This is a genomic window from Nocardioides malaquae, from assembly GCF_015070385.1.
Taxonomy (GTDB): Bacteria; Actinomycetota; Actinomycetes; order Propionibacteriales; family Nocardioidaceae; genus Nocardioides; species Nocardioides malaquae.
In genome coordinates, this window is the sequence record NZ_JADCSA010000002.1 from 187,695 (window position 1) to 210,102 (window position 22,408).

The window sequence follows — 22,408 nt, forward strand, 5'->3', positions numbered from 1 at the left end:
GTGCGGGGGGTGCGGTGGTGGGGGTCAGATGCCGAAGGTCGCGCGGGGGTACGCGGCCTCGACGTCGGTGATCACGTTGAGGAGGTAGGGCACTCCCGACGCGTACGCCCGGTCGAGCGCCGGGCCGATGTCGCGGGGGTCCGTCACGGTCTCGCCGGCGCCCCCGAGCGCGCGGACCACCTCGTCGTAGCGGGTGCGCTCGGCGAGGTCGGCCACCACGTCGTAGCCGTAGAGCATCTGCATCGGGCCCTTCTCCAACCCCCACGCCGAGTTGTTGCCCATCACCATCACCACGGGCAGGTCGTGGCGCACCAGCGTGTCCACGTCCATCAGCGAGAACCCGGCCGCTCCGTCGCCGAGCAGCAGCGTCACCTGCGCCGACGGGCGCGCCAGGCGAGCGGCCATGGCAGCGCCCATCCCGGCGCCGAGGCAGCCGTAGGGACCGGGGTCGAGCCAGCCGCCGGGACGGGCGGGCTCGACGAACTTGCCGGCGAAGCTGACGAAGTCTCCGCCGTCGCCGATCACCACGGCGTCGTCGGCCAGACGAGGCACGAGCTCGCCGTAGATCCTGGCGGGGTGGATCGGGTCGGCCTCGGCGCTGAGCAGCTCCCGGTCGCGCGCGGCCGCGGCGGCCACGCGGTCAGCCAGGTCGACGGTCCACCCGGTCCAGTCGGGGCGGCGACCGGCGCGCTCGAAGGCGTCGCCGATGCCGTCGAGGGCCAGGGTGAGGTCGCCGGCCGCCGAGGCCGCCAGCGTCGCGTGGGTGGAGACCTGACCGGGGGAGTCGGCCACGTGGACCACCGCCGCCGGTGGCGCGCCGTCCTTCCCGCCGAAGGCGCCGTAGCCGAGGCGGAAGTCGAGCGGGGTGCCCACGACGACGACGAGGTCCGCCGTGCCCAGGGCATGGCCCCGCGCCTTGGTGACGAGCAGCGGGTGGCCGGCGGGCACCACGCCACGCCCCATGCCGTTGGTCAGGGCCGGGACGCCGAGTCGGTCGACGAGCCGCAGCGCCGCCTCCTCTGCCCGGTCGGCCCACACGTCGGTGCCGAGCACGAGGACGGGGCGACGCGCCTCGGCCAGCAGGTGGGCGATCCGCTCCAGCGCCTCGGGGTCGGGCTCGCGCGGCGGCAGCGGGTCACCGGTCGGCAGCGGGCCCTCGGCGCTGCCGAAGAACTCGTCCATCGGGACGTCGACGAAGACCGGTCCGCGGTGCGGGCTCGCGGCGGTGCGGAAAGCGTCGTCGACCCCTCCCAGCACGTCGGCAGCGGTGGCGAGCGTCCGCGCCGACTTGGCCACGGGGGCGATCAGGGGTGGCTGGTCCAGCTCCTGCAGGCTGCCGGTGCCCCACCGGTTCTGCGGGGCACGCCCCCCGAGGACGACCATCGGGGAGCCGTTGAACTGCGCCTGGGCGATCGCACTGATCCCGTTGGTCACGCCCGGCCCGGCCGTGAGGACGGCGAGCCCGGGGGTCCGGGTGAGCTTGCCGGTCGCCTCGGCGGCAAAGGCCGCGGTCTGCTCGTGGCGGACGTCGAGGAGCCGCATCGGGGGATCGGCCTTGACGGCTCCGTCATACATCGGGAAGACATGGGCACCCGACAGGGTGAACATCGTCTCGACACCGTGGGCGCGTGCGGCGGTCACCGCCAGTTCGCCGGCATGTCCGGACGTCGTGGTCGTCATGTGACGCAGGTTACTTCTCGGTCACCGATCTGGGCAGGTGCTGTCCGTTAGTTGTCCGGAGCGCGTCGCCGACCACGAGCACCAGGTCGGCGCGGGTGGGGGGCCGGTGCGGTCCCAGCAACAGCTGGAGGTGGAGCGAGCGCAGGAACGACTGCGTGTTGCGCACGTGCGTCCAGGGGTCGACGCCCGGTGCGGCCGACTCGGGATCCGCGTGCACCGCAATCCGGGCGACCCAGGGCTCCACCACGTCGAAGGGGACCCGGTCACGCAGCAGCACCGCGATGGTGGCGGCCGCGAGGTGGTCGGGCTCGTTGTGGTCGAGCGCCAGCCCGCCGACCAGGCGGTCGGCGATGACGTCGAGCAGCACGGTGAGCTCCAGCGGTCCGAGGTGGCGCGAGCTCGCCAGCGCGGTCAGGGCGTCGGCGCCGTGGGCGAGGGCCCGCGCGCTGCCCTGGCCGGGGATGAAGCCGCGCACGTCCTGCTCGCGCAGGAGGTAGGTGGTGAGCCGGTCGCCCCACCGCAGGACGTCCTCGGCCGGCAAGAGCTGCTCGTCCTGGTCGCGGTGGAGCACGTGGGCCAGCACCCGCGCCGACCACCCCCGTCGGAAGACGGTGGAGGTCCCGGTCTCCCCGATGCCGACCCGGAGGCCGGCGGCCATGCCGTCGCCCAGGCCGGCCAGCAGGTCGTCGTAGACCCCCCGCCCGATCCACACCGTGAGCACCTGCAGCGCCACGCCGTCGCGGACCTCGGGATCCGGCGACCCGAGCATGGTCGTGAGCTCGGCGGTCAGGTCGCCGAGGGTGCGGTCCTCAGGCACGCGTACGCCGTCGCGCACGACTCCGCGCCAGTAAGCCACACCCATGGGGCAATCCTGCCAGCGGAGTCAACGGGGTGGGAGCGGTACGGGTCAGGTCGTGCCGACCTAGGCTGGTCCGGTGCCCTCCCTGAACGAACTGGTGCGAGCCCACACCGACCTCGACGACGCCGACGTCGACTGGTTGCTGCGGCTGATGGCCGACTGGCAGATCATCGCCGACCTCTCCTTCGCCGACCTCGTGCTGTGGTTGCGTGACCGCGACGGCCGCGGCTTCTGGGCGGCGGGGCAGATGCGGCCGACCACCGGCCCGACGGCGTTGGTCGACGACGTCGTGGGCACCTTCCTGCCCCACGGGCGCCGGCCGATGCTCGACGTGGCGTGGGCGAACAAGCGCCTGATCCGCGAGGGAAACCCGGAGTGGAGCAACGACGTGCCGGTGCGGGTCGAGGTGATCCCGGTGCGTCGCGGCGACCGGGTGATCGCCCTGATCGGGCGCAACACCAACCTGTTGGGCGTCCGCACGCCGAGCCGCCTGGAGCTGGCCTACGTGCAGACGGCCGCCGACCTGACGCTGATGATCTCCCACGGCCACTTCCCGCCCGAGGGCCAGCGCAGCGACGAGGCCGACGCACCGCGCGTCGGCGACGGCTTCATGCGCGTCGACGCCTCGGGGCGCGTCACCTACGCCAGCCCCAACGCGCTGTCGGTCTACCGCCGCCTGGGGCACACCGGCGACCTGGCCGGTCTCGTGCTCGGCGAGCTCACCCGGCGGCTCGTGCCGCCCCGACGGCGCCCCGACGAGGAGACGTTGAGCGCCGTCCTGGGAGGGCGGGCCGCCCGTGCCGCAGAGGTGACGACCGATGACGCCTCGGTCATCGTGCGCGCCATCCCGCTGCGTCCCCGAGGCGAGAGGATCGGTGCGCTCATCCTGTTGCGCGACGTCACCGACCTCCGCCGTCGCGAGCGGGAGCTGATGACTAAGGACGCCACCATCCGCGAGATCCACCACCGGGTGAAGAACAACCTGCAGACGGTGGCCGCGCTCCTGCGGCTGCAGGCGCGCCGCATCGACGTGCCCGAGGCGCGCTGGGCGCTCTCGGAGGCGGAGCGTCGGGTCGGCACCATCGCGGTGGTGCACGAGACCCTGAGCCACGCGGTCGAGGAGCACGTGGTCTTCGACGAGATCGCCGACCGGCTGGCGGCGATGGTGAGCGACGTCGGTGCCACCGGCCGTCGGGTCGCGATCCGGCGTGAGGGCTCCTTCGACGAGCTCTCCTCCGAGGTGGCCACGGCCCTGGCGATGGTCGTGACCGAGCTGCTGCAGAATGCCGTCGAGCACGGGTTCCCGACCGACGAGGAGGCCTTCGTGGCCCACGGACGGGAGGAGACCTCCGACGCGGAGGTGACGTTGTCGGTGCGGCACCGGGACCGTCGGCTGCAGGTCTCGGTCGCCGACAACGGGGTCGGCCTGCCCGAGGGGTTCGACGCCGTAGGATCGACCAACCTGGGGTTGTCGATCGTGCGCACCCTGGTCGAGTCAGAGCTCGGAGGTCACCTGGCCATCGGTCGCAACCCGTCGGGGCGCGGGACCCTGGTCACCGTCGACGTGCCGCTCGACTGACTCCCCCAGTCGGGCCACGGCGCGGTCGTCGGATCAGGCAGGCATCCGGTTCAGGCAGTACGCACGCGGGCGCGCGCGTTGCGACGCTTCAGGGCGCGTCGTTCGTCCTCGCTCAGGCCGCCCCACACGCCGTGGTCTTGGCCAGCCTCCAGCGCCCACTGCAGACAGAGCTCCCGCACGTCGCAACGACGGCACACCTGCTTGGCCTCCTCGATCTGGAGGATGGCCGGACCGGTGTTCCCGATCGGGAAGAAGAGCTCGGGGTCCTCGTCGAGGCACGCTGAACGGTGGCGCCAATCCATGGCTGAGGGTTCCTCATTCCTGGGGGTGGGGAGTGTGGGCCGAACGACGGGTCGGTGGATCGTCGTAGTGAGGCAGTAGGCAAACGGCCCCGTCCGGACGTCCGAGGCGTCCTCGACAGGGCTTGTCCCAATCTCCCAAGAGTTCGGCGTTCGCACAACCCCTTCGGAGCGTCACATCCGTCACAACTACAGTGGGAGGCGTGAGTGCCCCCGCAGACCCCGCCGGTTCGGACCCCACCCCCGCTGCCACCCCCGGTGTTGATTCCGGCGCTGCCGCGCGGAGGCCGCTGCCGCTGGCCGTCGCGGTGTTGACGGTCCTGCTGGAGTCCGCCGTGCTGGTGGTGCTGGGAGTCGCCGAGCTGGCGTCCCTGGACAGCCAGCGGCTGGCCATGGGCCTCTCCACCGCAGCCTTCTTCCTCGGCTACGGCGCACTCCTGGCTGTCTGTGCCCGGAGCGCTTGGCGGGGCGAGGCGTGGCCGCGCAGCATCGTCGTCATGGGACAGCTCATCCAGCTGGGCACTGCCTGGAGCAACCGCGACGCCAACCCGACGCTGGCCGCGCTGGCAGCCATGGCGGCCCTGGTCGTGCTCGTCGGCGTGTTCCACCCCGCCAGTCTGCGGGCGCTCGAGGACGCCTGAGGCACCTCCCTGAGGCACCCGTCGAACCCGTCGGCCGGCGACGAGGTCACCGGCTGACGGGTCCGGAGGTCGTCACACCTCGAGCGACTGACGCAGCTGCTCGAGGGTGCGGCTCAGGAGTCGGGAGACGTGCATCTGGGAGATGCCGACCTCGGCCGCGATCTGCGACTGGGTCATGTTCTTGAAGAAGCGGAGCAGGAGGATCTTCTTCTCCCGGGCCGGCAGCTGGTCGAGCAGCGGCTTCAGCGACTCGCGGATCTCGACGTGCTCGATGTTGTCGTCCTCGACGCCCAGCGAGTCGGCCAGGCGTGGGGTGCGCTCGTCGTCGTCTCCGGCGTCGAGCGACAGGGTGGAGTAGGCGTTCGCCGAGGCCATGCCTTCGACGACCTCCTCGAGGCTGCAGCCGATGGCCTCGGCGAGCTCGCGCGGCGTGGGGGAGCGCCCCAGCTGCTGGGAGAGCTCTCCGGTCGCGGTGGAGATCTGCATGCGCAGCTCCTGCAACCGTCGCGGCACGCGGATCGCCCACCCCTTGTCACGGAAGTGGCGCTTGATCTCGCCGATGATCGTCGGGGTCGCGTAGGTCGTGAACTCCACGCCCCGCTCCACGTCGAAACGGTCGACCGACTTGATCAGGCCGATGGTCCCGACCTGCACGAGGTCCTCCAGCGGCTCCCCGCGGTTGCGGAAGCGCCGGGCGCAGTGGTCCACCAGGGGAAGGTGCAGCCGCACCAGCTCGTCGCGCAGCGCGAGGGCGGTGGGGGAGTTCGGTTCGGCGGCGGTCAGCTCGTCGAACAGCTCGTGGCTGCGGCGTCTGATCGCCTCGAAGGGACGCTCGCTCTCGGTCTCGGGAGGTGCCCCGGAGTCGGTGGTCTCCACAGTCAGTCCTGCTCGCCGACCGCCGGTGCGTCCTCGGGGTCGAGGATGGAGCGCACTGACAGGGTGATGGTGGTCCGGCCGTCCTCGTGGGAGTGGGCGCACGAGGCCGTCAGCGTCGAGAGCACCTGCCACGCGAAGGAGTCGGCGTCGACGTCGAGCGGGCCGGCGCTCTCCACCGTGAGGGTGGCCTCGGCGTCGGAACGACCCAGGTCGAAGGAGCAGTCGAGGTCGGCGTCGCCCGAAGCGGTGGAGACGAGGAGCGAGGCGGCCTCACCGATCGCGATGCGGAAGTCCTCGACGTCGTCGACGGTGAACTCCAGGCGCGAGGCGAGGCTGGCGGCGGTCGTCCGCAGCACGTACACGAAGGCGCCGTCGGCCGGCACCGTGAGGCGGACCTGGGAGCGAGAACCCTCGGCGGGAGCGGGGGAGAGGTTGACCATGTGCGGCACGTCCGTCCTGGGTGGGCCCGGGGTCGTGCCCGCGGGCCGGGTGGCAAGAGCTGGGGGCGCCCGCCGAGGGCGGGCAGACACCAGGTGGGCCCGCGTTGCGGGCCCACCTGCGCGTGGGGACTCAGGCCTTCTTGGTCTCCCAGAAGATCTCGGCGATCTCGTCGATCTTGGCGAGCAGCTGATCGGCCGCGTCGGCGTCGAGGGTGCCCTTGGTGCCACCGGCGCCGGCGAGCTTGGTCGCCTCGTTGAAGAGGGTGTGCAGCTGCGGGTACTTCTCGAAGTGCGGCGGCTTGAAGTAGTCGGTCCACAGCACCCACAGGTGGTGCTTGACCAGCTCGGAGCGCTGCTCCTTGATCAGGACGGCGCGCGTGCGGAAGTCGGGGTCGTCGCTGTCGGCGACCTTCGCGATGATCGCCTTGACCGACTCGGCCTCGATGCGGGCCTGGGCGGGGTCGTAGACACCGCAGGGCAGGTCGCAGTGGGCGGAGACGGTGACGGTCGGGGCGAAGAAGCGGGAGAACATCGTGTTCCTCTCGGTCGGCGGTGCCTGACTGGTGACTGCGACACTACCCGCATGGGACGACCGTCATTCATGGGTGGGCGCCGCGTCGGACTGGCTCGGGTCGAGGGGGACTCGATGCGTCCGCTGCTGCGTGCCGGAGACCTCCTCGTGGTCCTCCACGGCGCCCGCGTGCGCCCGGGGGCCGTGGTGGTGGCCCGGTTCGTCGACGGCACCTGGGTGGTGAAGCGTGCGACGGGGGCCCGCCGCACCCGCGCCGGCGACGCAGGGTGGTGGCTGCTCAGCGACGCACCCGAGGTCGGGGTCGACTCCCGCCACCGTGGCGTCGTGCCGGAGCGCGACGTCCGCGCCGTGGTCGTGGCCCGTCTGTGGCCCCGGCCCGGCCGGGTGCCCCGGGTTCGCTGAGGCAGGCGAGGCCGGCGTGAGCCCGGTCACCTTGCGTTCGCGGTCGGGGACGACTGCCGGGCAGAAGTCGGTCACGTGTCAGAATCCTTGGCATGTCGAGCGCCCCCCACTCCGTTTCCCACCCCCACCACGGTGACCCGGTCTTCGACCTCCACGTGGGCGGCAAGCTGGAGACGGTCTCCCGGGTGGCCCTGGCCGGCGCCGAGGAGCTCTCGCTCGCCTACACCCCGGGCGTGGCCCGCGTCTGCGAGGCGATCGCGGCAGACCCCACCATGACCCAGGAGTACACGTGGGTGCCCAACGTGGTGGCCGTGGTCACCGACGGCACCGCGGTCCTCGGTCTGGGTGACATCGGCCCCGCGGCCGCCATGCCCGTGATGGAGGGCAAGGCCGTGCTCTTCAAGCAGTTCGGCGGGGTCGACGCCGTGCCGATCTGCCTCGACACCACCGACACCGAGGAGATCATCGAGACCGTGGTGCGTCTGGCGCCCAGCTTCGGTGGCATCAACCTCGAGGACATCTCCGCGCCCCGGTGCTTCGAGATCGAGGACCGGTTGAAGGAGCGCCTCGACATCCCGGTCTTCCACGACGACCAGCACGGCACCGCGGTCGTGGCCCTGGCCGCCCTCAAGAACGCACTGAAGCTCACCGGTCGTACGCCCGAGGGCACGCGCGTCGTGGTCTCCGGCGCCGGCGCGGCCGGCGTGGCCGTGGCCCGCATCCTCCTGGGGGCCGGCATCCGCGACATCGCTGTCCTCGACCGCAAGGGCGTGCTCAACTCCGAGCGCAGCGACCTGACCGACGTCAAGGCCGGCCTGGCCCGCGACACGGCCGACAACTTCGGTCGCAGCGGCAGCCTGGCCGAGGCGATGGACGGCGCGGACGTCTACATCGGCGTCTCGGGCGGCACGGTGCCCGAGGAGATCGTCGCGACCATGGCGCCCGACGCCATCATCTTCGGCCTGGCCAACCCCACGCCGGAGGTGCACCCCGAGGTCGCCCACCGCTACGCGCGGGTGGTGGCGACCGGCCGCTCCGACTTCCCCAACCAGATCAACAACGTGCTCTGCTTCCCGGGCATCTTCCGGGGCGCCTTCGACGTGCACGCCACGAAGATCACCGAGGGCATGAAGCTGGCCGCGGCCGACGCGCTGGCCGCGCTGGTGGGCGACGCCCTGGCCGAGGACATGGTCATCCCCTCGCCGTTCGACCCCCGCGTCGGACCTGCCGTCTCCCGCGCCGTGGCGGAGGCCGCACGGCGAGACGGCGTTGCCCGCAAGTAGAGGTTCGCGAAGTAGGGTTGCACCGTGTTTGCCGTCTACGCCTCGTCCTTCGCGCCCCGTGACGCCGCCGACCCCTTGGCCGGCCTGGTCGTGGGAGAGCGTCCCGACCCCGTGGCGCCCGAGGGATGGACCACCGTCGAGGTGAAGGCGGCCTCCCTCAACCACCACGACCTGTGGTCGCTGGCCGGGGTGGGCCTGCGCGAGGAGGCCCTGCCCATGATCCTGGGGTGTGACGCCGCCGGGCTCGACGAGGACGGCAACGAGGTCGTCGTGCACGCGGTCATCTCCAGCCCCGACTGGCGGGGGGACGAGACCCTCGACCCGCGCCGCTCGCTGCTCTCCGAGCGCCACCAGGGCACGTTCGCCGACAAGGTCGTGGTGCCGCGGCGCAACGTGGTGCCCAAGCCGGCGTCGATGAGCTTCGCGGAGGCCGCCTGCCTGCCGACGGCCTGGCTCACCGCCTACCGGATGCTCTTCACCCAGGGCAACCTGAAGCCGGGCGACACCGTGCTGGTCCAGGGAGCTGGAGGCGGGGTGGCGACCGCCCTGATCACGCTGGCACGCGCCGGTGGCCTCACGGTGCTGGCCACCTCGCGTGACGAGGCGAAGCGCACGCGTGCCCTGGAGATCGGTGCCCACGAGGTCTTCGAGAGCGGTGCGCGCCTGCCCGTCAAGGTCGACGCGGTCATGGAGACCGTCGGCGCCGCGACCTGGTCGCACTCGGTGAAGTCGCTGCGGCCCGGAGGCAAGATCGTCATCAGTGGCGCCACCTCCGGCCCGAACCCGGCCGAGGCCGAGCTGACCCGCATCTTCTTCCTCCAGCTCGAGGTGGTGGGCTCCACCATGGGCACCCGCGACGAGCTGGCCGCCCTGGTCAACCTCCTGGAGGCCACCGGCACCCGACCGCTGGTCGACCGTACGCTCCCCATGGAGCAGGCCCGGGAGGGCTTCGCTGCCATGGCTCAGGGCGACCTGTTCGGAAAGATCGTCTTCACTCGATGACTCGGACCCACGTCGTCACCGGCGCGGGAGCGGGGATCGGTCTCCAGCTCGCGCGGCGGCTCAGCGACCGTGGTGACACTCTCGTCCTGCCCGTACGTTCCGCCGAGCGCGCCGCCGAGGTGCTGGCCGAGCTGGGGGAGCGGCACCATGCCGTGGTGGCCGACCTCGGTGACCTCGAGCAGGTGGCGGCGGGCGCTGCCCGGATCGCCTCGCAGTTCGACCACCTGGACTCGCTGGTCCACTGCGCCGGGGTGGTCGACCTCGCCCCGGTCGCGACCCAGGGCGTGGAGGCGTGGCAGCACCAGATCGACGTCAACCTCACCGCGCCGGTGGTCCTGACCCGGGACCTCCTGCCGGCCCTGCGGGCAGCTCGAGGCACCGTGCTCTTCGTCAACTCGACGTCGGGAATCGTCGCCAACCCGCACTGGGGCGCGTACGCAGCCTCGAAGCACGGCCTGCGGGGGCTGGCTGACGCGCTACGGGCGGAGGAGGCTCCTCACGGCGTGCGCGTCACCAGCGTGCACCCGTCCCGGACCGCCACGCCCATGCAGGAGCGGGTCCACGCGCAGGAGGAGCGGTCCTACCGGGCCGAGGAGTGGATGAGTGCCGACACCGTGGCTGCCACGCTCCTGCACGTCCTTGACCTCCCCTCCGACGCCACCATCACAGACCTCACGATCCGGACGTCACCGTCGCCGTCCTGATCCCCTTCCCATCCGCACGCGTGGAGCCCTACTTTGCGCGCTGACACCGAAGAGATCCCATGAAGTCCTTGCATCCCGCCCTGACGTCCGTCTATGACGACGTGCTGCGTCGCAACCAGGGCGAACTCGAGTTCCACCAGGCCGTCTACGAGGTTCTCGAGAGCCTCAGCCCGGTCGTCCAGAAGCGCCCCGAGTACGTCGAGGCCTCGATCATCGAGCGCATCTGCGAGCCGGAGCGCCAGATCATCTTCCGCGTGCCGTGGGTCGACGACGCCGGCGTCGTGCAGATCAACCGCGGCTTCCGTGTGGAGTTCAACTCCGCGCTCGGTCCCTACAAGGGCGGCCTGCGCTTCCACCCCAGCGTCTACCTCGGCATCGTGAAGTTCCTCGGCTTCGAGCAGGTCTTCAAGAACGCCCTCACCGCCATGCCGATCGGCGGCGGCAAGGGTGGCTCGGACTTCGACCCGAAGGGTCGCTCGGACGCCGAGATCATGCGGTTCTGCCAGTCGTTCATGACCGAGCTCTACCGCCACCTCGGGGAGTACACCGACGTCCCGGCCGGTGACATCGGCGTGGGGGGACGCGAGATCGGTTACCTGTTCGGCCAGTACAAGCGCATCACCAACCGTTACGAGTCCGGCGTGCTCACCGGCAAGGGTCTGAGCTGGGGCGGGTCGCAGGCCCGCACCGAGGCCACCGGCTACGGCACCGTCTTCTTCGCCCGCGAGATGCTCAAGGCGAAGGGTGAGTCGTTCGAGGGCAAGAAGGTCCTCGTCTCCGGCTCCGGCAACGTCGCCATCTACGCCACCGAGAAGGTCCACCAGCTCGGCGGCACCGTCATCGCGATGTCCGACTCCTCGGGCTACGTGGTCGACGAGCAGGGCATCGACCTCGACCTCATGCGTGAGGTCAAGGAGGTGGAGCGTGGCCGTGTCTCCGACTACGTCGCCAAGCGTGGCAGCCACGTGAAGTTCGTCGAGGGCGGCTCCATCTGGGACGTGCCGGCCGACGTGGCGCTGCCCTGCGCGACGCAGAACGAGCTCGACAAGGACGCCGCCGAGACGCTGGTCGGCAACGGCCTGCGCCTGGTCGCCGAGGGCGCCAACATGCCGTGCACCCCGGCGGCGGTCCAGGTCTTCCAGACCGCGGGCGTGCTCTTCGCGCCCGGCAAGGCCGCCAACGCCGGTGGTGTCGCGACCTCCGCCTTGGAGATGCAGCAGAATGCCTCGCGCGACCGTTGGTCGTTCGAGCACACCGAGGAGCGCCTGGACCACATCATGACCGGCATTCACGAGCTGGTCCTGACCACCGCGGACGAGTACGGCATCCCCGGTGACTACGTCGCCGGCGCCAACATCGCGGGATTCACCCAGGTCGCCGACGCGATGCTCGCCATGGGTGTCATCTGACGCACGAAATCGCTTGCTGCGGAGGCGTCGTTCCCCACCGGGGGACGGCGCCTCCGTGCGGTCTGGGCCGTACTCTTCCTCGTCCTGAGTTGCTGGACCATGCCGTGTCTACCTCCGACGGTGGAAGCGGTAGTCGCCGGAGGCGAGTCGGGTCATGTCGTAGGTGTCGTCGTGGGCGCGGTGGTGGTGGCGCGAGCACAGCAACAGTGCGTTGTCGAGATTCGTCAGGCCGCCGTGGGACCAGGGCATGAGGTGGTGGGCTTCGGTCCAGGTGCCGGGGATCGTGCATCCCTCGGCGCGGCAGGTCTCGTCCCGTAGCAACAGGGCCCGACGTTGGGCCTTGGTGAACAACCGGGCGCCGCGGCCGAGGTCCAGGATCTCGGAGTGGGTGCCGAGCACTGCGGGGATGATCCGGGCGTTGCACGCGAGCCGGCGGGCCTGGGCTGGGGTGAGGGTGTCGAACCCGTCCCCGGGGGTGCCGTTGTCCAACGACGCGACCCCGAGACCGGTCTTCAACGCGTCGAAGCTGATGGTGACAGTGACGTTGGTGGCGTCCCCGCCATGAAGCGGCAACCGTGCCGGGTCGAGGGTCTCCAACAGCTGTCCGAACGCCTCGGCCAACCGACGCGGGTGGTTGACCACGAGCCCGCTGCCCTGCTGCCCGGTTCCCTGTTTCTCAGCTTGGGCCTGCTCGTCGGTGGTACGGCGGACCGCACCGTCGGACAGCCGCGGGTTCGTGAAAGCGTGCAGGTAGGTCAACAACCGGGCTGCGACCGCATCGGGCACCACCCCGCTGATGCGGGTGAGTCCGTCGCCCAGCGCCCGCATCTTCAGGCGCTGCTTCTCCGCGGCGTGCTTCTCCGCCTCGTCGAGCTTGCGACGCTCTTCGTCCTCGAACCGGTCAGGGTCGACCAGCTCCAGGATCCGGCGCCCGAGCTTGGCCAGGTCTGCAGGGTCGTGGACCTCGGCGAGTCGCACGAGCTCGGCCTCCGCGAGCGCCGCGACCTCGGGCTCGATGCCGTCCGGAAGCTCACCCAACGCGCCAGCGATCACGCGCGCCTGAGCCACGTTGACCCGTGCCTCCCGCAGCCCCGCTGCCAGCACCGGCAGCTCCTCCAGCGCCACCGCGAGCTTCAGGTCGGTCGCAGCGTCAGCGCGGCGTACATGGGCGTGGTGGGCCAACCACGGCGCAACCGAGTGGAACCCCTGGGCCTCAGCGACGTCCTGCGAGGACGCCATCACCCGCAACCGGAGCTCCGTCAACTGGCTCTCCAGAGCCACCGAGCGCCGCAACGCCTCGGCCTTCTCCTCGGTGCTCATGAAGATCGGGTTCACCTCGGCCAACGCCTTCAGCTCGGCCTCGATCACCGCACACGCGGCCAACACTCGCGACACCCGACCCACCCCCAGCACGCCTCGACGACACCGCCCCACGGCGGTCTGCACGTCGTTGCTCCTGGAGGCCCGGAACCACCGGACGATCACGTCACCCTCGCAACTGACGCCACCGTCTCCGGATCCCCCACGCGAGCGGGAGCCGGTGTCCTGAGTGACGACCTACGACCACCCTAGTCGAACACCAGTTCGAACCACAACCCCGTAGTTGCTGTTTCCGGCTCGCAAAGTAAGACCCTTGTCACATTCCCGCGACCTCCCTAGGGTGCTGAGAAAGTCCAGGGTCGCAGCGACCGTCGGCTCCGGCGCCGTCCGAGGAGTGCGTATGGCCCGCGGTAGCACCGTCTCGCCCGAGTCCACCGCCGAGTGGCGTGACCGCAAGCGCTACCTGTGGCTCATCGGCCTGGTGGTGCCCTCCCTCGCCTTCGTCGGGTATGCCGGCTACGGCGCGACCGGGTGGGGGATCTGGCTGTGGCTGGGGCCGATCGTCATCCTCGGCATGGTGCCGGTCATCGACCTCGTGGCCGGGCTCGACCGCTCCAATCCACCCGATGACGTGATCGAGGCACTGGAGAACGACAAGTACTACCGGTGGATCACCTACCTCTACCTGCCGATCCAGTACACCGCCTTCATTCTGGCGATGCACCTGGCGATGCGAGGTGACCCGCTGGGCTGGGCGCCCGAGCTGGGCCCGGTCGACAAGATCGGACTGGCGATCTCCATCGGGTGCGTCGGCGGCATCGGGATCAACACCGCCCACGAGCTGCGGGAGAAGGTGGACTTCGTGCCGTGCGAGCCTGAGCTCAGGAGCGCGGCGTCGTGGCCTGGAGCACCGCCTCGCTGAGGGCGCGGGTGCGCAGTTCCGTCACGGTCTGGTACTCCGGGTCGGAGACCATGGCCAGGAACGCCTCGCGCGACGGGTAGCGCACCAACGCCGCCATGTCCCACTCCTGACCCGACTCCGCGACGAGAGCGGTGGACCCGTCGCCCGCGTAGAGGACCTCCCCGCCGTAGCGCGGAAGGAAGGTGGTGACGAGTGCCCGGGCGTACTGGTCGTAGAGCTCGCGTCCGCCCTCGGCGAACCGCAGCAGGTTGAGCATCACCACGGGACCGCCGGTGTCCTCCTCGAGGTAGCGCTTGAGGTCCTTGCCGTGTGGGTCGATGGCCATGCCGTGATCGTGGCATACGGCGGCAGGCGTGTCGCCGTGCGCCGGCACCAACGAGCCACGTGCGTTCCAGCCCGCGGTGTTCCGCTACCACATCACCCACGCGTCGACTGCCTGATTTCACGGGCGTGAGTGCGGCCGGAGGCCGAGTGAAGCCTCGCAAGGATGGCGCCGGACGTCAGCAGCAACGCGGGCGCCACTGTCTTGGGGGAGACGATGAGCCGACGAACGAGCACGGACGCTGAGCGACGACCGAAGCTGGGCGACTACCGGGTGCACAGGTTCGGGGAGTCCGCCCGGCCCGCGCTGGCGTTCAGGGCCCAGCAGATCCAGGGCGAGAGCTATGTCGCCGAGGGCTTCCTCCTTCCTTCAGCCCTGACCCCCGACGGACGCCTGCGCGAGGGCCTGGACCACACACGAGGTCCGCACGTGACCTACTTCCTCGCCGAGTCCTTCGCGCGCCCCGGTCGCTTCGAGGCGGCGGCACGACGCGTGCCCTCGAGAGGAGACCTGGAGAGCCTCCCAGCCGTGCGCAGGGTTGCTGTCGCCCTCGACCGGCACGGCCACGCGCTCCTGGAGTCGGTGGCCCCCGAGCGAGTCGTGGAGGTGGCGGCGCTCGCCAGGACGCAGACCGCGCGGCCCGTGGCGTGTTTCGAGGTGATGCGGGCCATGTGGCAGCGGGCAGTGGTCCGCGACTCGGAGGACCTGTGGCTCAGCAGCGTCTCACCGCGCGCCTTCGCCTCGATGCGACGCCAGTTCGGTCCTCACTGCGTACGCCGGGTGGGACGCCCCGTGCCCGTGCGGTCCGGCGACCGCAGGGTGAACGAGTCGTTGGCGTTGACGCCGATGGCGATCGAACCACCGCGCGTGCTCGACGCGCTGACGAGGACCCTGGGGGAAGCCACGACGACGGCGCAGCGCTGGCGCTACGCCCGCTCGTTGGCGTTCCTGTGCGACGGGCTCCCGGCCGATCTCGTGCCCGAGGCCACCAGGCGTACGCTCCACGCGCGGCGCGAGCTCGTGTCGGTGGACTCGTGACCACGGCCACCGTGCCGTCGAGACGCTCAGGGGTCTGGAGCGCGCCCGAGGTGCTGGACCCCTTGGTGCCTCACCAGGCGCGTCGGTTGGCCCAGCTCGTCCGCGACGGCGTGGCGGTGCACGACGCGTCCGCCGAGATCGTTGCCTGCCTGGACGAGCTGCGCGGACTCGGTGCGCTCGACCTGCTCGAACCCTTCGACCGGGAGTCCGCGGTGGTGTGGGTTCATCTTCCGTGGGCACGCCGCCTCGTCACCTATCCCTCTCGCGACCTGCACCGGTTGGTGCGGACCTTCCGCAACAGGAACCTGGTCACCCCGCGGGAGCAGGCAGCGGCCGGGGCGGGACGGATCGCGGTCTTCGGGCTGAGCGTCGGCAGCAACGTGGTCGACCAGCTGGCCCAGGACGGTGTGGGTGCTGCCTTCCTCCTCTGCGACGGCGACACCGTCGACCCGACCAACCTGAATCGCCTGCGCTCCACCATGGCGGCGGTCGGACTGCCGAAGGTGACGGTTGCGGCCCAGAAGCTGAGCGAGGTGGACCCGTGGATCGAGCAGCGACACCTGCGGGGGTGCTTCACCGCCCGGGAGGTGGGTGCGCTCGAGGAGTTCGGTCCCGACGTCGTCTTCGACGAGGTGGACGACCTGGGCACGAAGGCGTTGCTTCGTCTGGAGGCCGCCCGACTCCGGGTCCCGCTGCTGATGGTGAGCGACCTCGGTGAGACGTCCGTGGTCGACGTGGAGCGCCATGACCTCGGTGCCGTGGCCCCGTTCAACGGCCGCGTGAGCGCGCGGCTCTTCGACCAGATCCTTGCGGGAGACCTGACGGAGCGTGAACGGCGTGTGGCGCTGGTACGCGTGGCTGGCGCACGCCACCTGCGGACGCGATTGCTGGCTTCGGCCCTCGAGGTCGGGCGCAGCTTGGGTGGCATGCCGCAACTCGGGTCCACCGCGGCGAGCGGCGGCGCCCTGGCGAGCGTGGCGGTGCGCGCTGTCCTCGCTGGTGAGCGCCTCGCCTCAGGCACCTACAGCAGCTCTTCACGCCGGGTCCTACGACTGGGGTCCCAGGCGTCGGTGCGCGAGACGCTGTCTGCGGTGCGCGGTCTCCGGGGCGTCCGCTGACTCGACAGGGGCCGGACACCTCTCGGTGTCCGGCCCCTGGCGGCCTACGTGCGGTGCGCTCAGTCCTCCGGGTCGTCCTCACGGGCGAGCCAGGTGGCCAGCCGCTCGACGGCCACCTCGAACTCGGGGTGCAGGTCGGTGAACTCCTGGAGACGGTCGGCGAGCCACGCCAGGGTGACCTCCTCGTCGCCCCGACGCTTCTCGAGCTCCTCGATGCCGCGGTCCGTGTAGTACATCCGTCGTCCTCGTGAGGCTCAGCGGTGCCGGGCGAAGGCGTCGGCGAGGAGGGCCTTCTGCTCCTCCACGTGACGCTTCAGGGTGCCGACGGACGGCGAGGCCGACGCCGGCCGCGTGACCGGCTCGACCTCGAGGCCGAGCTGGTCCCACACGTTGAGCGCGTAGTGCGGCCACGGCCCGTTGTTGCGCGGCTCGTCCTGGACCCAGCGAACCGTCTTGAGGTTCGGGTACTTGGCGAGCTCGGCCTGGATCTCCTTCACCGGGTTGGGGTAGAGCTGCTCGACGCGCCCGATGGCGAACTTCTCGCCGTCCTCGCGCTTCGACCGCTCCACGACCAGGTCCCACGTGACGCGGCCCGAGCAGAGCAGCAGGGTCTCCACCTTCTCCGGGTCGGCCTCGTCGTCGCCGATGAACGGACGGAACGTGCCCGTCGTGAAGTCGGAGGGCTGCGAGGCAGCCTCCTTGCGCTTCAGCATCGACTTGGGGGTGAAGATGACGAGGGGACGGTGCTCCTCCCCCAACGAGTGGGCCCGCAGCAGGTGGAAGTGCGACGCGGGCGTCGAGGGCTGCGCCACGACCATCGCGTCCTCCGCCGACATGGTGAGGAAGCGCTCGATACGAGCCGAGGAGTGGTCCGGTCCCTGACCCTCGTAGCCGTGGGGGAGGAGCAGGACGACGCCGGACTGCTGGCGCCACTTCGTCTCGCCGGAGGAGATGAACTCGTCGATGACGGTCTGGGCGCCGTTGACGAAGTCACCGAACTGCGCCTCCCACAGCACCAGGGCGTCGGGACGGGCCACGGAGTAGCCGTACTCGAAGCCGAGCGCCGCGTACTCGCTGAGCAGCGAGTCGTAGACGTAGAACTTCGCCTGGTCCTCGCTGAGCGTCGTCAGCGGGGTCCACTCGTCGGCGTTCTTGCGGTCGATGATCGTAGCGAAGCGCTGCACGAAGGTGCCGCGACGCGAGTCCTGACCGGCCAGGCGGACCGGGCGGCCCTCCATCAGCAGGGAGCCGAACGCCAGGATCTCGCCGGTGCCCCAGTCGATCGGGCCCTCGAGGATGGCGGCCGCGCGGCGCTGCAGCTGCGGCATCACCTTCGGGTGCACCGTGAAGCCCTCTGGCGGGGTCAGGTAGGCGTCGGAGATCCGCTTCATGACCTCCTGGGTGACCGAGGTGGTCGCGTCGCCGGCGGACTTCTCCGGGTAGTCCGGCACGGTCGTCCACTGCGACGGCTGGGAGGTCGCCTCGCGCACCTCGGTGAAGACCCGCTCGAGCTGCTGCTGGTAGTCGCGCAGTACCTGCTCGGCTTCCTCGACCGTGATGTCGCCGCGGCCGATGAGGGACTCGGTGTAGAGCTTGCGCACCGAGCGCTTCTGCTCGATCAGGTCGTACATCAGCGGCTGGGTGTAGCTGGGGTCGTCGCCCTCGTTGTGGCCGCGACGGCGGTAGCAGACGAGGTCGATGACGACGTCCTTGTTGAACGCCTGGCGGTACTCGAACGCCAGTCGCGCGACACGGATGCAGGCCTCGGGGTCGTCGCCGTTCACGTGGAAGATCGGTGCCTGGACCATGCGCGCCACGTCGGTGCAGTAGAGCGAGGAACGCGACGAGCCGGGCGAGGTGGTGAAGCCGACCTGGTTGTTGACGACCACGTGGATGGTGCCGCCGGTGCGGTAGCCACGCAGCTGCGAGAGGTTGAGCGTCTCGGCGACGACTCCCTGACCGGCGAACGCGGCGTCACCGTGGATCAGGAGCGGGAGCACCGGGAAGAACTCGCTGCCCCGGTCGAGCACGTCCTGCTTGGCGCGGGCAATGCCCTCCAGGACGGGGTCGACCGCCTCGAGGTGCGAGGGGTTGGCCGCGACGGAGACGTTGATCGTCTCCCCGCTGCCGGCGACGAACTCGCCCTCGGCGCCGAGGTGGTACTTCACGTCGCCCGAGCCCTGGACGGTGCGCGGGTCGATGTTGCCCTCGAACTCGCGGAAGATCTGCGAGTACGACTTGCCGACGATGTTGGCGAGCAGGTTCAGGCGACCGCGGTGGGCCATGCCGATGGTGACCTCGTCGAGGTCGGCCTCGGCCGCGGCCTCGCAGATCTCGTCGACCAGCGGGATGGTGGTCTCGCCGCCTTCGAGGGAGAACCGCTTCTGGCCGACGAACTTCGTCTGCAGGAAGGTCTCGAAGGCCTCGGCCTGGTTGAGCTTGAGCAGGATGCGCAACTGCTCCTCGCGCGGGGTCTTCTCGTGCGGGACCTCGATGCGCTCCTGGATCCAGCGGCGCTGCTCGGGGTCCATGATGTGCATGTACTCCACGCCGATGGTGCGGCAGTAGGAGTCGCGCAGGATGCCGAGGATGTCGCGCAGCTTCATGAGCCGCTTGCCCTCGCCGCCGAACGAGCCGGTGGCGAACTCCCGGTCGAGGTCCCACAGCGTCAGGCCGTGCGACTCGATCTCGAGGTCGGGGTGGGTGCGCTGGCGGTACTCCAACGGGTCCGTGTCGGCCATCAGGTGGCCACGCACGCGGTAGGCGTGGATCAGCTCGAGGATGCGCGCCTGCTTCGAGATGTCCTCGTCGTGGGAGGTCGCGATGTCCTTGCCCCAGCGGATCGGCTGGTAGGGGATGCGCAGCGACGCGAAGATCTCGTCGTAGAACCCTCCCTCGCCCAGCAGCAGCTGGTGCACCCGACGCAGGAACTCGCCCGACTGGGCGCCCTGGATGACGCGGTGGTCGTAGGTCGAGGTGATCGTCATGATCTTGCTGACCGCGTTGCGGGTCAGGGTCTCCTCGGAGGCGCCCTGGAACTCCGGCGGGTACTCCATCGAGCCGACGCCGAAGATGGCGGCCTGGCCGGCCATCAGTCGGGGCACGGAGTGGCTGGTGCCGAGTCCGCCGACGTTGGTCAGCGAGATCGTCGTGCCGGAGTAGTCGTCCATGCCGAGCTTGTTGTCGCGGGCCTTCTTGACGATCTCCTCGTAGGCCGTCCAGAAGCCGGCGAAGTCCATCGACTCGCAGCCCTTGATGGAGGGCGCCACGAGCTGGCGGGTGCCGTCCTTCTTCTGCTGGTCGATGGCCAGGCCGAGGTTCACGTGGGCCGGGCTCACCATGGTCGGCTTGCCGTCGACCTCGGCGTAGGTGTTGTTCATCTCCGGCATCTCGCGCATCGCTCGGACGATGGCGTAGCCGATGAGGTGGGTGAACGAGACCTTGCCGCCGCGCGCACGCTTGAGGTGGTTGTTGATGACGGTGCGGTTGTCCCACAGGAGCTTGACCGGCATGTTGCGCACCGAGGTCGCCGTCGGCACGGACAGGGAGATGTCCATGTTCTTGGCGGTGGCGGCCGGGATGCCGCGCAGGGTGGTGTAGGTCGGCTCGTCCTTCGCCTCGCTCTTGGGGGCGGGGGCCGGGTCCTTGGCGACCGGGGTCGCGGTGCCCTTGGCCGGCTCGGCGGCAGCGGCCGTCGGGCGGGGCTTGGCGACCGGCACCGGGCCGGTGGCGGGGGAGGACGCGACGGGGGCCGGCGCGGGCTTGCTCGCGGGCTTGCTGGGGGCAGCCTTGGAGGACGGGGCTGCCGGGGCGGAGTCAGGGGTCGCCTGACTGCTTCCCCCACCGGCGCGCTTCGCGAAGTAGTCGGCCCACTCGGGGCCGACGCTCTTCGGGTCCTTCTGGTACTGCTCGTACTTGTCCTCGACCAGCCACTCGTTGGCCCCGAAGTCGGTGCTCGGGGCGGTTGATGACGGCTGGTCGGAGCTGGGGGACTGCGGCACGGCTTGGTTCGCCTCTTCCGGGTATGCGCGCTGGATGGTGCGGGTGGGTCGGAGTCAAGGCTAGACCCACCCACCTGCAAATGCCGGGTGCAGGGTGTTGTTTCCGGCAGGCTGGGGCCTGACACACGCGATACCCCATGTGGGAGGAGTGCAATCCATGGGTCCTTCGGGCCACTTCCGAGGTCGCCGACGCGCAGGCGTCGCCCTCGTCACCACTGCACTGCTGCTGGCCGGTGCCGCCGGCTGCACCGACGGTGAGCCGGAGACGGAGGAGGGGGCTGAGGCTCCGGAGCCGACCTCCCAGGCGCCCACGGTGGAGACCCGGGCCTCGGTCGGCGAGGTCGCCGGTCGACTGCCCCGACCGGCCCGCCGGACCGCCGTGCGCGACGTCGTCGAGGTGGTCGACGGCTGGATCGACGACGCCCACGTCGGTGGCGAGTGGCCGCGCGCGATCGGCGCTGAGGCGTACGACGGCTTCACCCCTGCCGCTGCCCGGGCCGCCGAGCAGGACGCGGCCCTCACCTCCGCAGCGGAGATCTCCGAGCAGGTCGACTCCGTCGCCGTGAAGCGCCGGGTGGTCCGCGTCGACCTGGTCGGCGCCCGGGGTCGGGCCGTCGGCGCGACCGCTCGGGTGGTGCTGACCTACGAGACGCAGAGTGGCGAGGGAGAGGGTGAGACGCAGACCGTACGCGTGCGCGGGCGGCTGCTGCTCACGCCGACGAAGCAGGGCTGGAAGGTCTTCGGCCACGACCTCACCGAGGAGACCCGATGACGACCACGACGACGACCTCGAGCAGTGCCCCCGTGCGTACGCCCCGGGCTGGCCGCCGCCGGTTCCGCACGGTGGTGCGGGTGCTGGCGCTGGCTGCGGTGCTGGCCGTCACCGGCCTCGTCGTGCCCGACTCCGAGGTGGCCTCCACCCGGGTGGCGCTGGTCAAGGTGGAGCGGTCCCACGCGGTCGACCTGAGCCCCGACGTCGTCTGGATCCTCGGCATCGGCTCCGACGCGCGGCCGTGGGAGGACATGACCCGCACCCGCGGGGACGCGCTCCAGCTGGTCGGCATCCACACGAAGACTGGTGCCGCGACCGCGATCGGTATCGCCCGGGACTCCTGGGTCGACATCCCCGGTCACGGCCGCAACCGGATCAACGCGGCCCTCACCTTCGGCGGTCCGCAGCTGCAGGCGCGCACCGTTGCGGGCCTCGTCGGGATCGAGCCCGACTACGTGATGGTCACCCGCTTCGAGGGCTTCGAGGGGATGGTGCGCGAGATCGGGCCCATCGAGGTGAACAACCCCTACTTCTTCGCCGACGCGAACCTCAAGCGTGAGGGCTTCCGCGCCGGACGCATCAAGCTCGGCTGGTACGACGCGATGGCCTACTCGCGGATCCGCAAGGGACTGACCAACGGCGACTTCGGCCGTTCGTCCAACCAGCAGAAGGTGATCCGCGGCATCCACCGCCGGATCCTGGAGAAGCAGCGTGAGCCCGGCTTCGTCGAGCGTGGCGTCGCCGCCGTGCTGAGGCACACCGACACCGATGCCTCGCCGGTCGAGCTCTACCGCATCGCCCAGGCGATCGGGAAGGTGAAGCCCGGCAAGGTCTCGACCTGCGTGGTCCAGGGGAGCCTCGGGCAGGCCGGCGCCGCGAGTGTCGTCTTCCCCGACGTCGCCGCCGCTCGCCGCTACGGCGACGACGCCCGCAAGGACGCGACGATCGACCGCTGCTGAGGTCTTCGACGGGCCTGGAAACGACGAAGAGCCGGACCCAGGAGGGTCCGGCTCTTCGTGATGTCGGCCGACATCACCGTGGCACCCCCGGCAGGATTCGAACCTGCGCTCCCGCCTCCGGAGGGCGGTGCTCTATCCCCTGAGCTACGGGGGCCCGTAGCGGTGGAAACACTACCGCCGATGACGACGGGGTGTGAAACCGCCCCGGTCGCTGGTGTGTCCTGCGTCGCCCGGCGATCGCGAGGGATGA

The 22,408-nt window shown here is 70.6% G+C and carries 22 protein-coding genes and 1 tRNA gene; 12 read left to right on the forward strand and 11 right to left on the reverse strand.

Annotated elements, in window-relative coordinates; all coding sequences use genetic code 11:
- Nucleotides 1-24 precede the first annotated feature (24 nt).
- Both IEQ44_RS02865 and IEQ44_RS02870 read right to left on the reverse strand, forming a co-directional pair.
- Nucleotides 25-1,680, reverse strand: a complete 1,656-nt coding sequence (locus tag IEQ44_RS02865) for an acetolactate synthase (RefSeq protein ID WP_193636912.1) — start codon at nucleotides 1,678-1,680, stop codon at nucleotides 25-27.
- Nucleotides 1,681-1,690: 10 nt separating this feature from the next.
- The gene (locus tag IEQ44_RS02870; protein ID WP_193636913.1) at nucleotides 1,691-2,542 is read right to left on the reverse strand and encodes a DUF2785 domain-containing protein; all 852 of its coding nucleotides are present in this window, start codon (nucleotides 2,540-2,542) and stop codon (nucleotides 1,691-1,693) included.
- Nucleotides 2,543-2,615: 73 nt separating this feature from the next.
- Here IEQ44_RS02870 and IEQ44_RS02875 point away from each other — a divergent pair, with 73 nt between their 5' ends.
- Nucleotides 2,616-4,118, forward strand: coding sequence for a sensor histidine kinase (locus IEQ44_RS02875; protein WP_193636914.1), 1,503 nt, complete (start codon nucleotides 2,616-2,618; stop codon nucleotides 4,116-4,118).
- A 50-nt stretch (nucleotides 4,119-4,168) separates the two neighbouring features.
- Here IEQ44_RS02875 and IEQ44_RS02880 read toward each other — a convergent pair whose 3' ends face one another.
- A complete protein-coding gene (locus IEQ44_RS02880; protein WP_068113543.1) occupies nucleotides 4,169-4,420 on the reverse strand; it encodes a WhiB family transcriptional regulator in 252 nt (83 codons plus the stop codon).
- Nucleotides 4,421-4,620: 200 nt separating this feature from the next.
- Between IEQ44_RS02880 and IEQ44_RS02885 the strand changes: the two genes are divergently transcribed.
- The gene (locus IEQ44_RS02885) at nucleotides 4,621-5,058 is read left to right on the forward strand and encodes a hypothetical protein (protein ID WP_193636915.1); all 438 of its coding nucleotides are present in this window, start codon (nucleotides 4,621-4,623) and stop codon (nucleotides 5,056-5,058) included.
- Nucleotides 5,059-5,130: 72 nt separating this feature from the next.
- On the opposite strand, the gene IEQ44_RS02890 is transcribed toward IEQ44_RS02885, so the two are convergent.
- From IEQ44_RS02890 to sodN, 3 genes are read right to left on the reverse strand one after another with little or no spacing between them, the layout of a single operon-like run.
- Nucleotides 5,131-5,934, reverse strand: a complete 804-nt coding sequence (locus IEQ44_RS02890) for an RNA polymerase sigma factor SigF (protein WP_193636916.1) — start codon at nucleotides 5,932-5,934, stop codon at nucleotides 5,131-5,133.
- Nucleotides 5,935-5,936: 2 nt separating this feature from the next.
- Nucleotides 5,937-6,464 carry an ATP-binding protein gene (locus IEQ44_RS02895; protein ID WP_227486784.1) on the reverse strand — a complete coding sequence of 176 codons (528 nt, stop codon included), beginning with the start codon at nucleotides 6,462-6,464 and terminating at the stop codon, nucleotides 5,937-5,939.
- Nucleotides 6,465-6,504: 40 nt separating this feature from the next.
- Nucleotides 6,505-6,906, reverse strand: coding sequence for a superoxide dismutase, Ni (gene sodN, locus IEQ44_RS02900; RefSeq protein WP_193636917.1), 402 nt, complete (start codon nucleotides 6,904-6,906; stop codon nucleotides 6,505-6,507).
- A 51-nt stretch (nucleotides 6,907-6,957) separates the two neighbouring features.
- Here sodN and IEQ44_RS02905 point away from each other — a divergent pair, with 51 nt between their 5' ends.
- From IEQ44_RS02905 to gdhA, 5 genes are all read left to right on the forward strand, one after another.
- Nucleotides 6,958-7,308 carry a S24 family peptidase gene (locus tag IEQ44_RS02905; protein ID WP_227486785.1) on the forward strand — a complete coding sequence of 117 codons (351 nt, stop codon included), beginning with the start codon at nucleotides 6,958-6,960 and terminating at the stop codon, nucleotides 7,306-7,308.
- Nucleotides 7,309-7,400: 92 nt separating this feature from the next.
- Entirely contained in the window at nucleotides 7,401-8,591 is a 1,191-nt protein-coding gene (locus IEQ44_RS02910) for an NAD(P)-dependent malic enzyme (protein ID WP_193636918.1), read from the forward strand.
- Nucleotides 8,592-8,615: 24 nt separating this feature from the next.
- Nucleotides 8,616-9,593 (forward strand): zinc-binding dehydrogenase, encoded by a 978-nt coding sequence (locus tag IEQ44_RS02915; protein ID WP_193636919.1) that lies wholly within the window; start codon nucleotides 8,616-8,618, stop codon nucleotides 9,591-9,593.
- Entirely contained in the window at nucleotides 9,590-10,297 is a 708-nt protein-coding gene (locus IEQ44_RS02920; protein WP_193636920.1) for an SDR family oxidoreductase, read from the forward strand. The genes IEQ44_RS02915 and IEQ44_RS02920 overlap by 4 nt, the downstream gene beginning before the upstream one ends.
- 68 nt (nucleotides 10,298-10,365) lie before the next feature.
- Complete coding sequence (gene gdhA / locus IEQ44_RS02925) at nucleotides 10,366-11,706, forward strand: NADP-specific glutamate dehydrogenase (RefSeq protein ID WP_264674429.1); 1,341 nt, start codon at nucleotides 10,366-10,368, stop codon at nucleotides 11,704-11,706.
- Between the two features lie 108 nt (nucleotides 11,707-11,814).
- Here gdhA and IEQ44_RS02930 read toward each other — a convergent pair whose 3' ends face one another.
- Nucleotides 11,815-13,191: an HNH endonuclease signature motif containing protein gene (locus IEQ44_RS02930; RefSeq protein ID WP_319804460.1), complete on the reverse strand. Its 1,377-nt coding sequence runs from the start codon at nucleotides 13,189-13,191 to the stop codon at nucleotides 11,815-11,817.
- 235 nt (nucleotides 13,192-13,426) lie between these two features.
- Between IEQ44_RS02930 and IEQ44_RS02935 the strand changes: the two genes are divergently transcribed.
- A complete protein-coding gene (locus IEQ44_RS02935) occupies nucleotides 13,427-13,948 on the forward strand; it encodes a fatty acid desaturase family protein (RefSeq protein ID WP_227486786.1) in 522 nt (173 codons plus the stop codon).
- Here the strand turns inward: IEQ44_RS02935 and IEQ44_RS02940 are convergent.
- Complete coding sequence (locus tag IEQ44_RS02940) at nucleotides 13,908-14,273, reverse strand: DUF1330 domain-containing protein (protein ID WP_193636922.1); 366 nt, start codon at nucleotides 14,271-14,273, stop codon at nucleotides 13,908-13,910. The genes IEQ44_RS02935 and IEQ44_RS02940 overlap by 41 nt on opposite strands.
- A gap of 213 nt (nucleotides 14,274-14,486) precedes the next feature.
- Here IEQ44_RS02940 and IEQ44_RS02945 point away from each other — a divergent pair, with 213 nt between their 5' ends.
- The gene (locus IEQ44_RS02945) at nucleotides 14,487-15,308 is read left to right on the forward strand and encodes a hypothetical protein (RefSeq protein WP_193636923.1); all 822 of its coding nucleotides are present in this window, start codon (nucleotides 14,487-14,489) and stop codon (nucleotides 15,306-15,308) included.
- Nucleotides 15,305-16,426 (forward strand): ThiF family adenylyltransferase, encoded by a 1,122-nt coding sequence (locus IEQ44_RS02950; protein WP_193636924.1) that lies wholly within the window; start codon nucleotides 15,305-15,307, stop codon nucleotides 16,424-16,426. The genes IEQ44_RS02945 and IEQ44_RS02950 overlap by 4 nt, the downstream gene beginning before the upstream one ends.
- Nucleotides 16,427-16,485: 59 nt before the next feature.
- On the opposite strand, the gene IEQ44_RS02955 is transcribed toward IEQ44_RS02950, so the two are convergent.
- Nucleotides 16,486-16,662, reverse strand: a complete 177-nt coding sequence (locus IEQ44_RS02955; RefSeq protein WP_170970333.1) for a DUF6104 family protein — start codon at nucleotides 16,660-16,662, stop codon at nucleotides 16,486-16,488.
- 18 nt (nucleotides 16,663-16,680) lie between these two features.
- Nucleotides 16,681-20,427, reverse strand: a complete 3,747-nt coding sequence (locus tag IEQ44_RS02960; protein WP_193636925.1) for a multifunctional oxoglutarate decarboxylase/oxoglutarate dehydrogenase thiamine pyrophosphate-binding subunit/dihydrolipoyllysine-residue succinyltransferase subunit — start codon at nucleotides 20,425-20,427, stop codon at nucleotides 16,681-16,683.
- 157 nt (nucleotides 20,428-20,584) lie between these two features.
- Here IEQ44_RS02960 and IEQ44_RS02965 point away from each other — a divergent pair, with 157 nt between their 5' ends.
- Both IEQ44_RS02965 and IEQ44_RS02970 read left to right on the forward strand, forming a co-directional pair.
- A complete protein-coding gene (locus IEQ44_RS02965; RefSeq protein ID WP_193636926.1) occupies nucleotides 20,585-21,199 on the forward strand; it encodes a hypothetical protein in 615 nt (204 codons plus the stop codon).
- Nucleotides 21,196-22,158: an LCP family protein gene (locus IEQ44_RS02970; RefSeq protein ID WP_193636927.1), complete on the forward strand. Its 963-nt coding sequence runs from the start codon at nucleotides 21,196-21,198 to the stop codon at nucleotides 22,156-22,158. Before IEQ44_RS02965 ends, IEQ44_RS02970 begins: the two co-directional genes overlap by 4 nt.
- A gap of 79 nt (nucleotides 22,159-22,237) precedes the next feature.
- On the opposite strand, the gene IEQ44_RS02975 is transcribed toward IEQ44_RS02970, so the two are convergent.
- A tRNA-Arg gene (locus IEQ44_RS02975) sits at nucleotides 22,238-22,312 on the reverse strand.
- Nucleotides 22,313-22,408 lie beyond the last annotated feature (96 nt).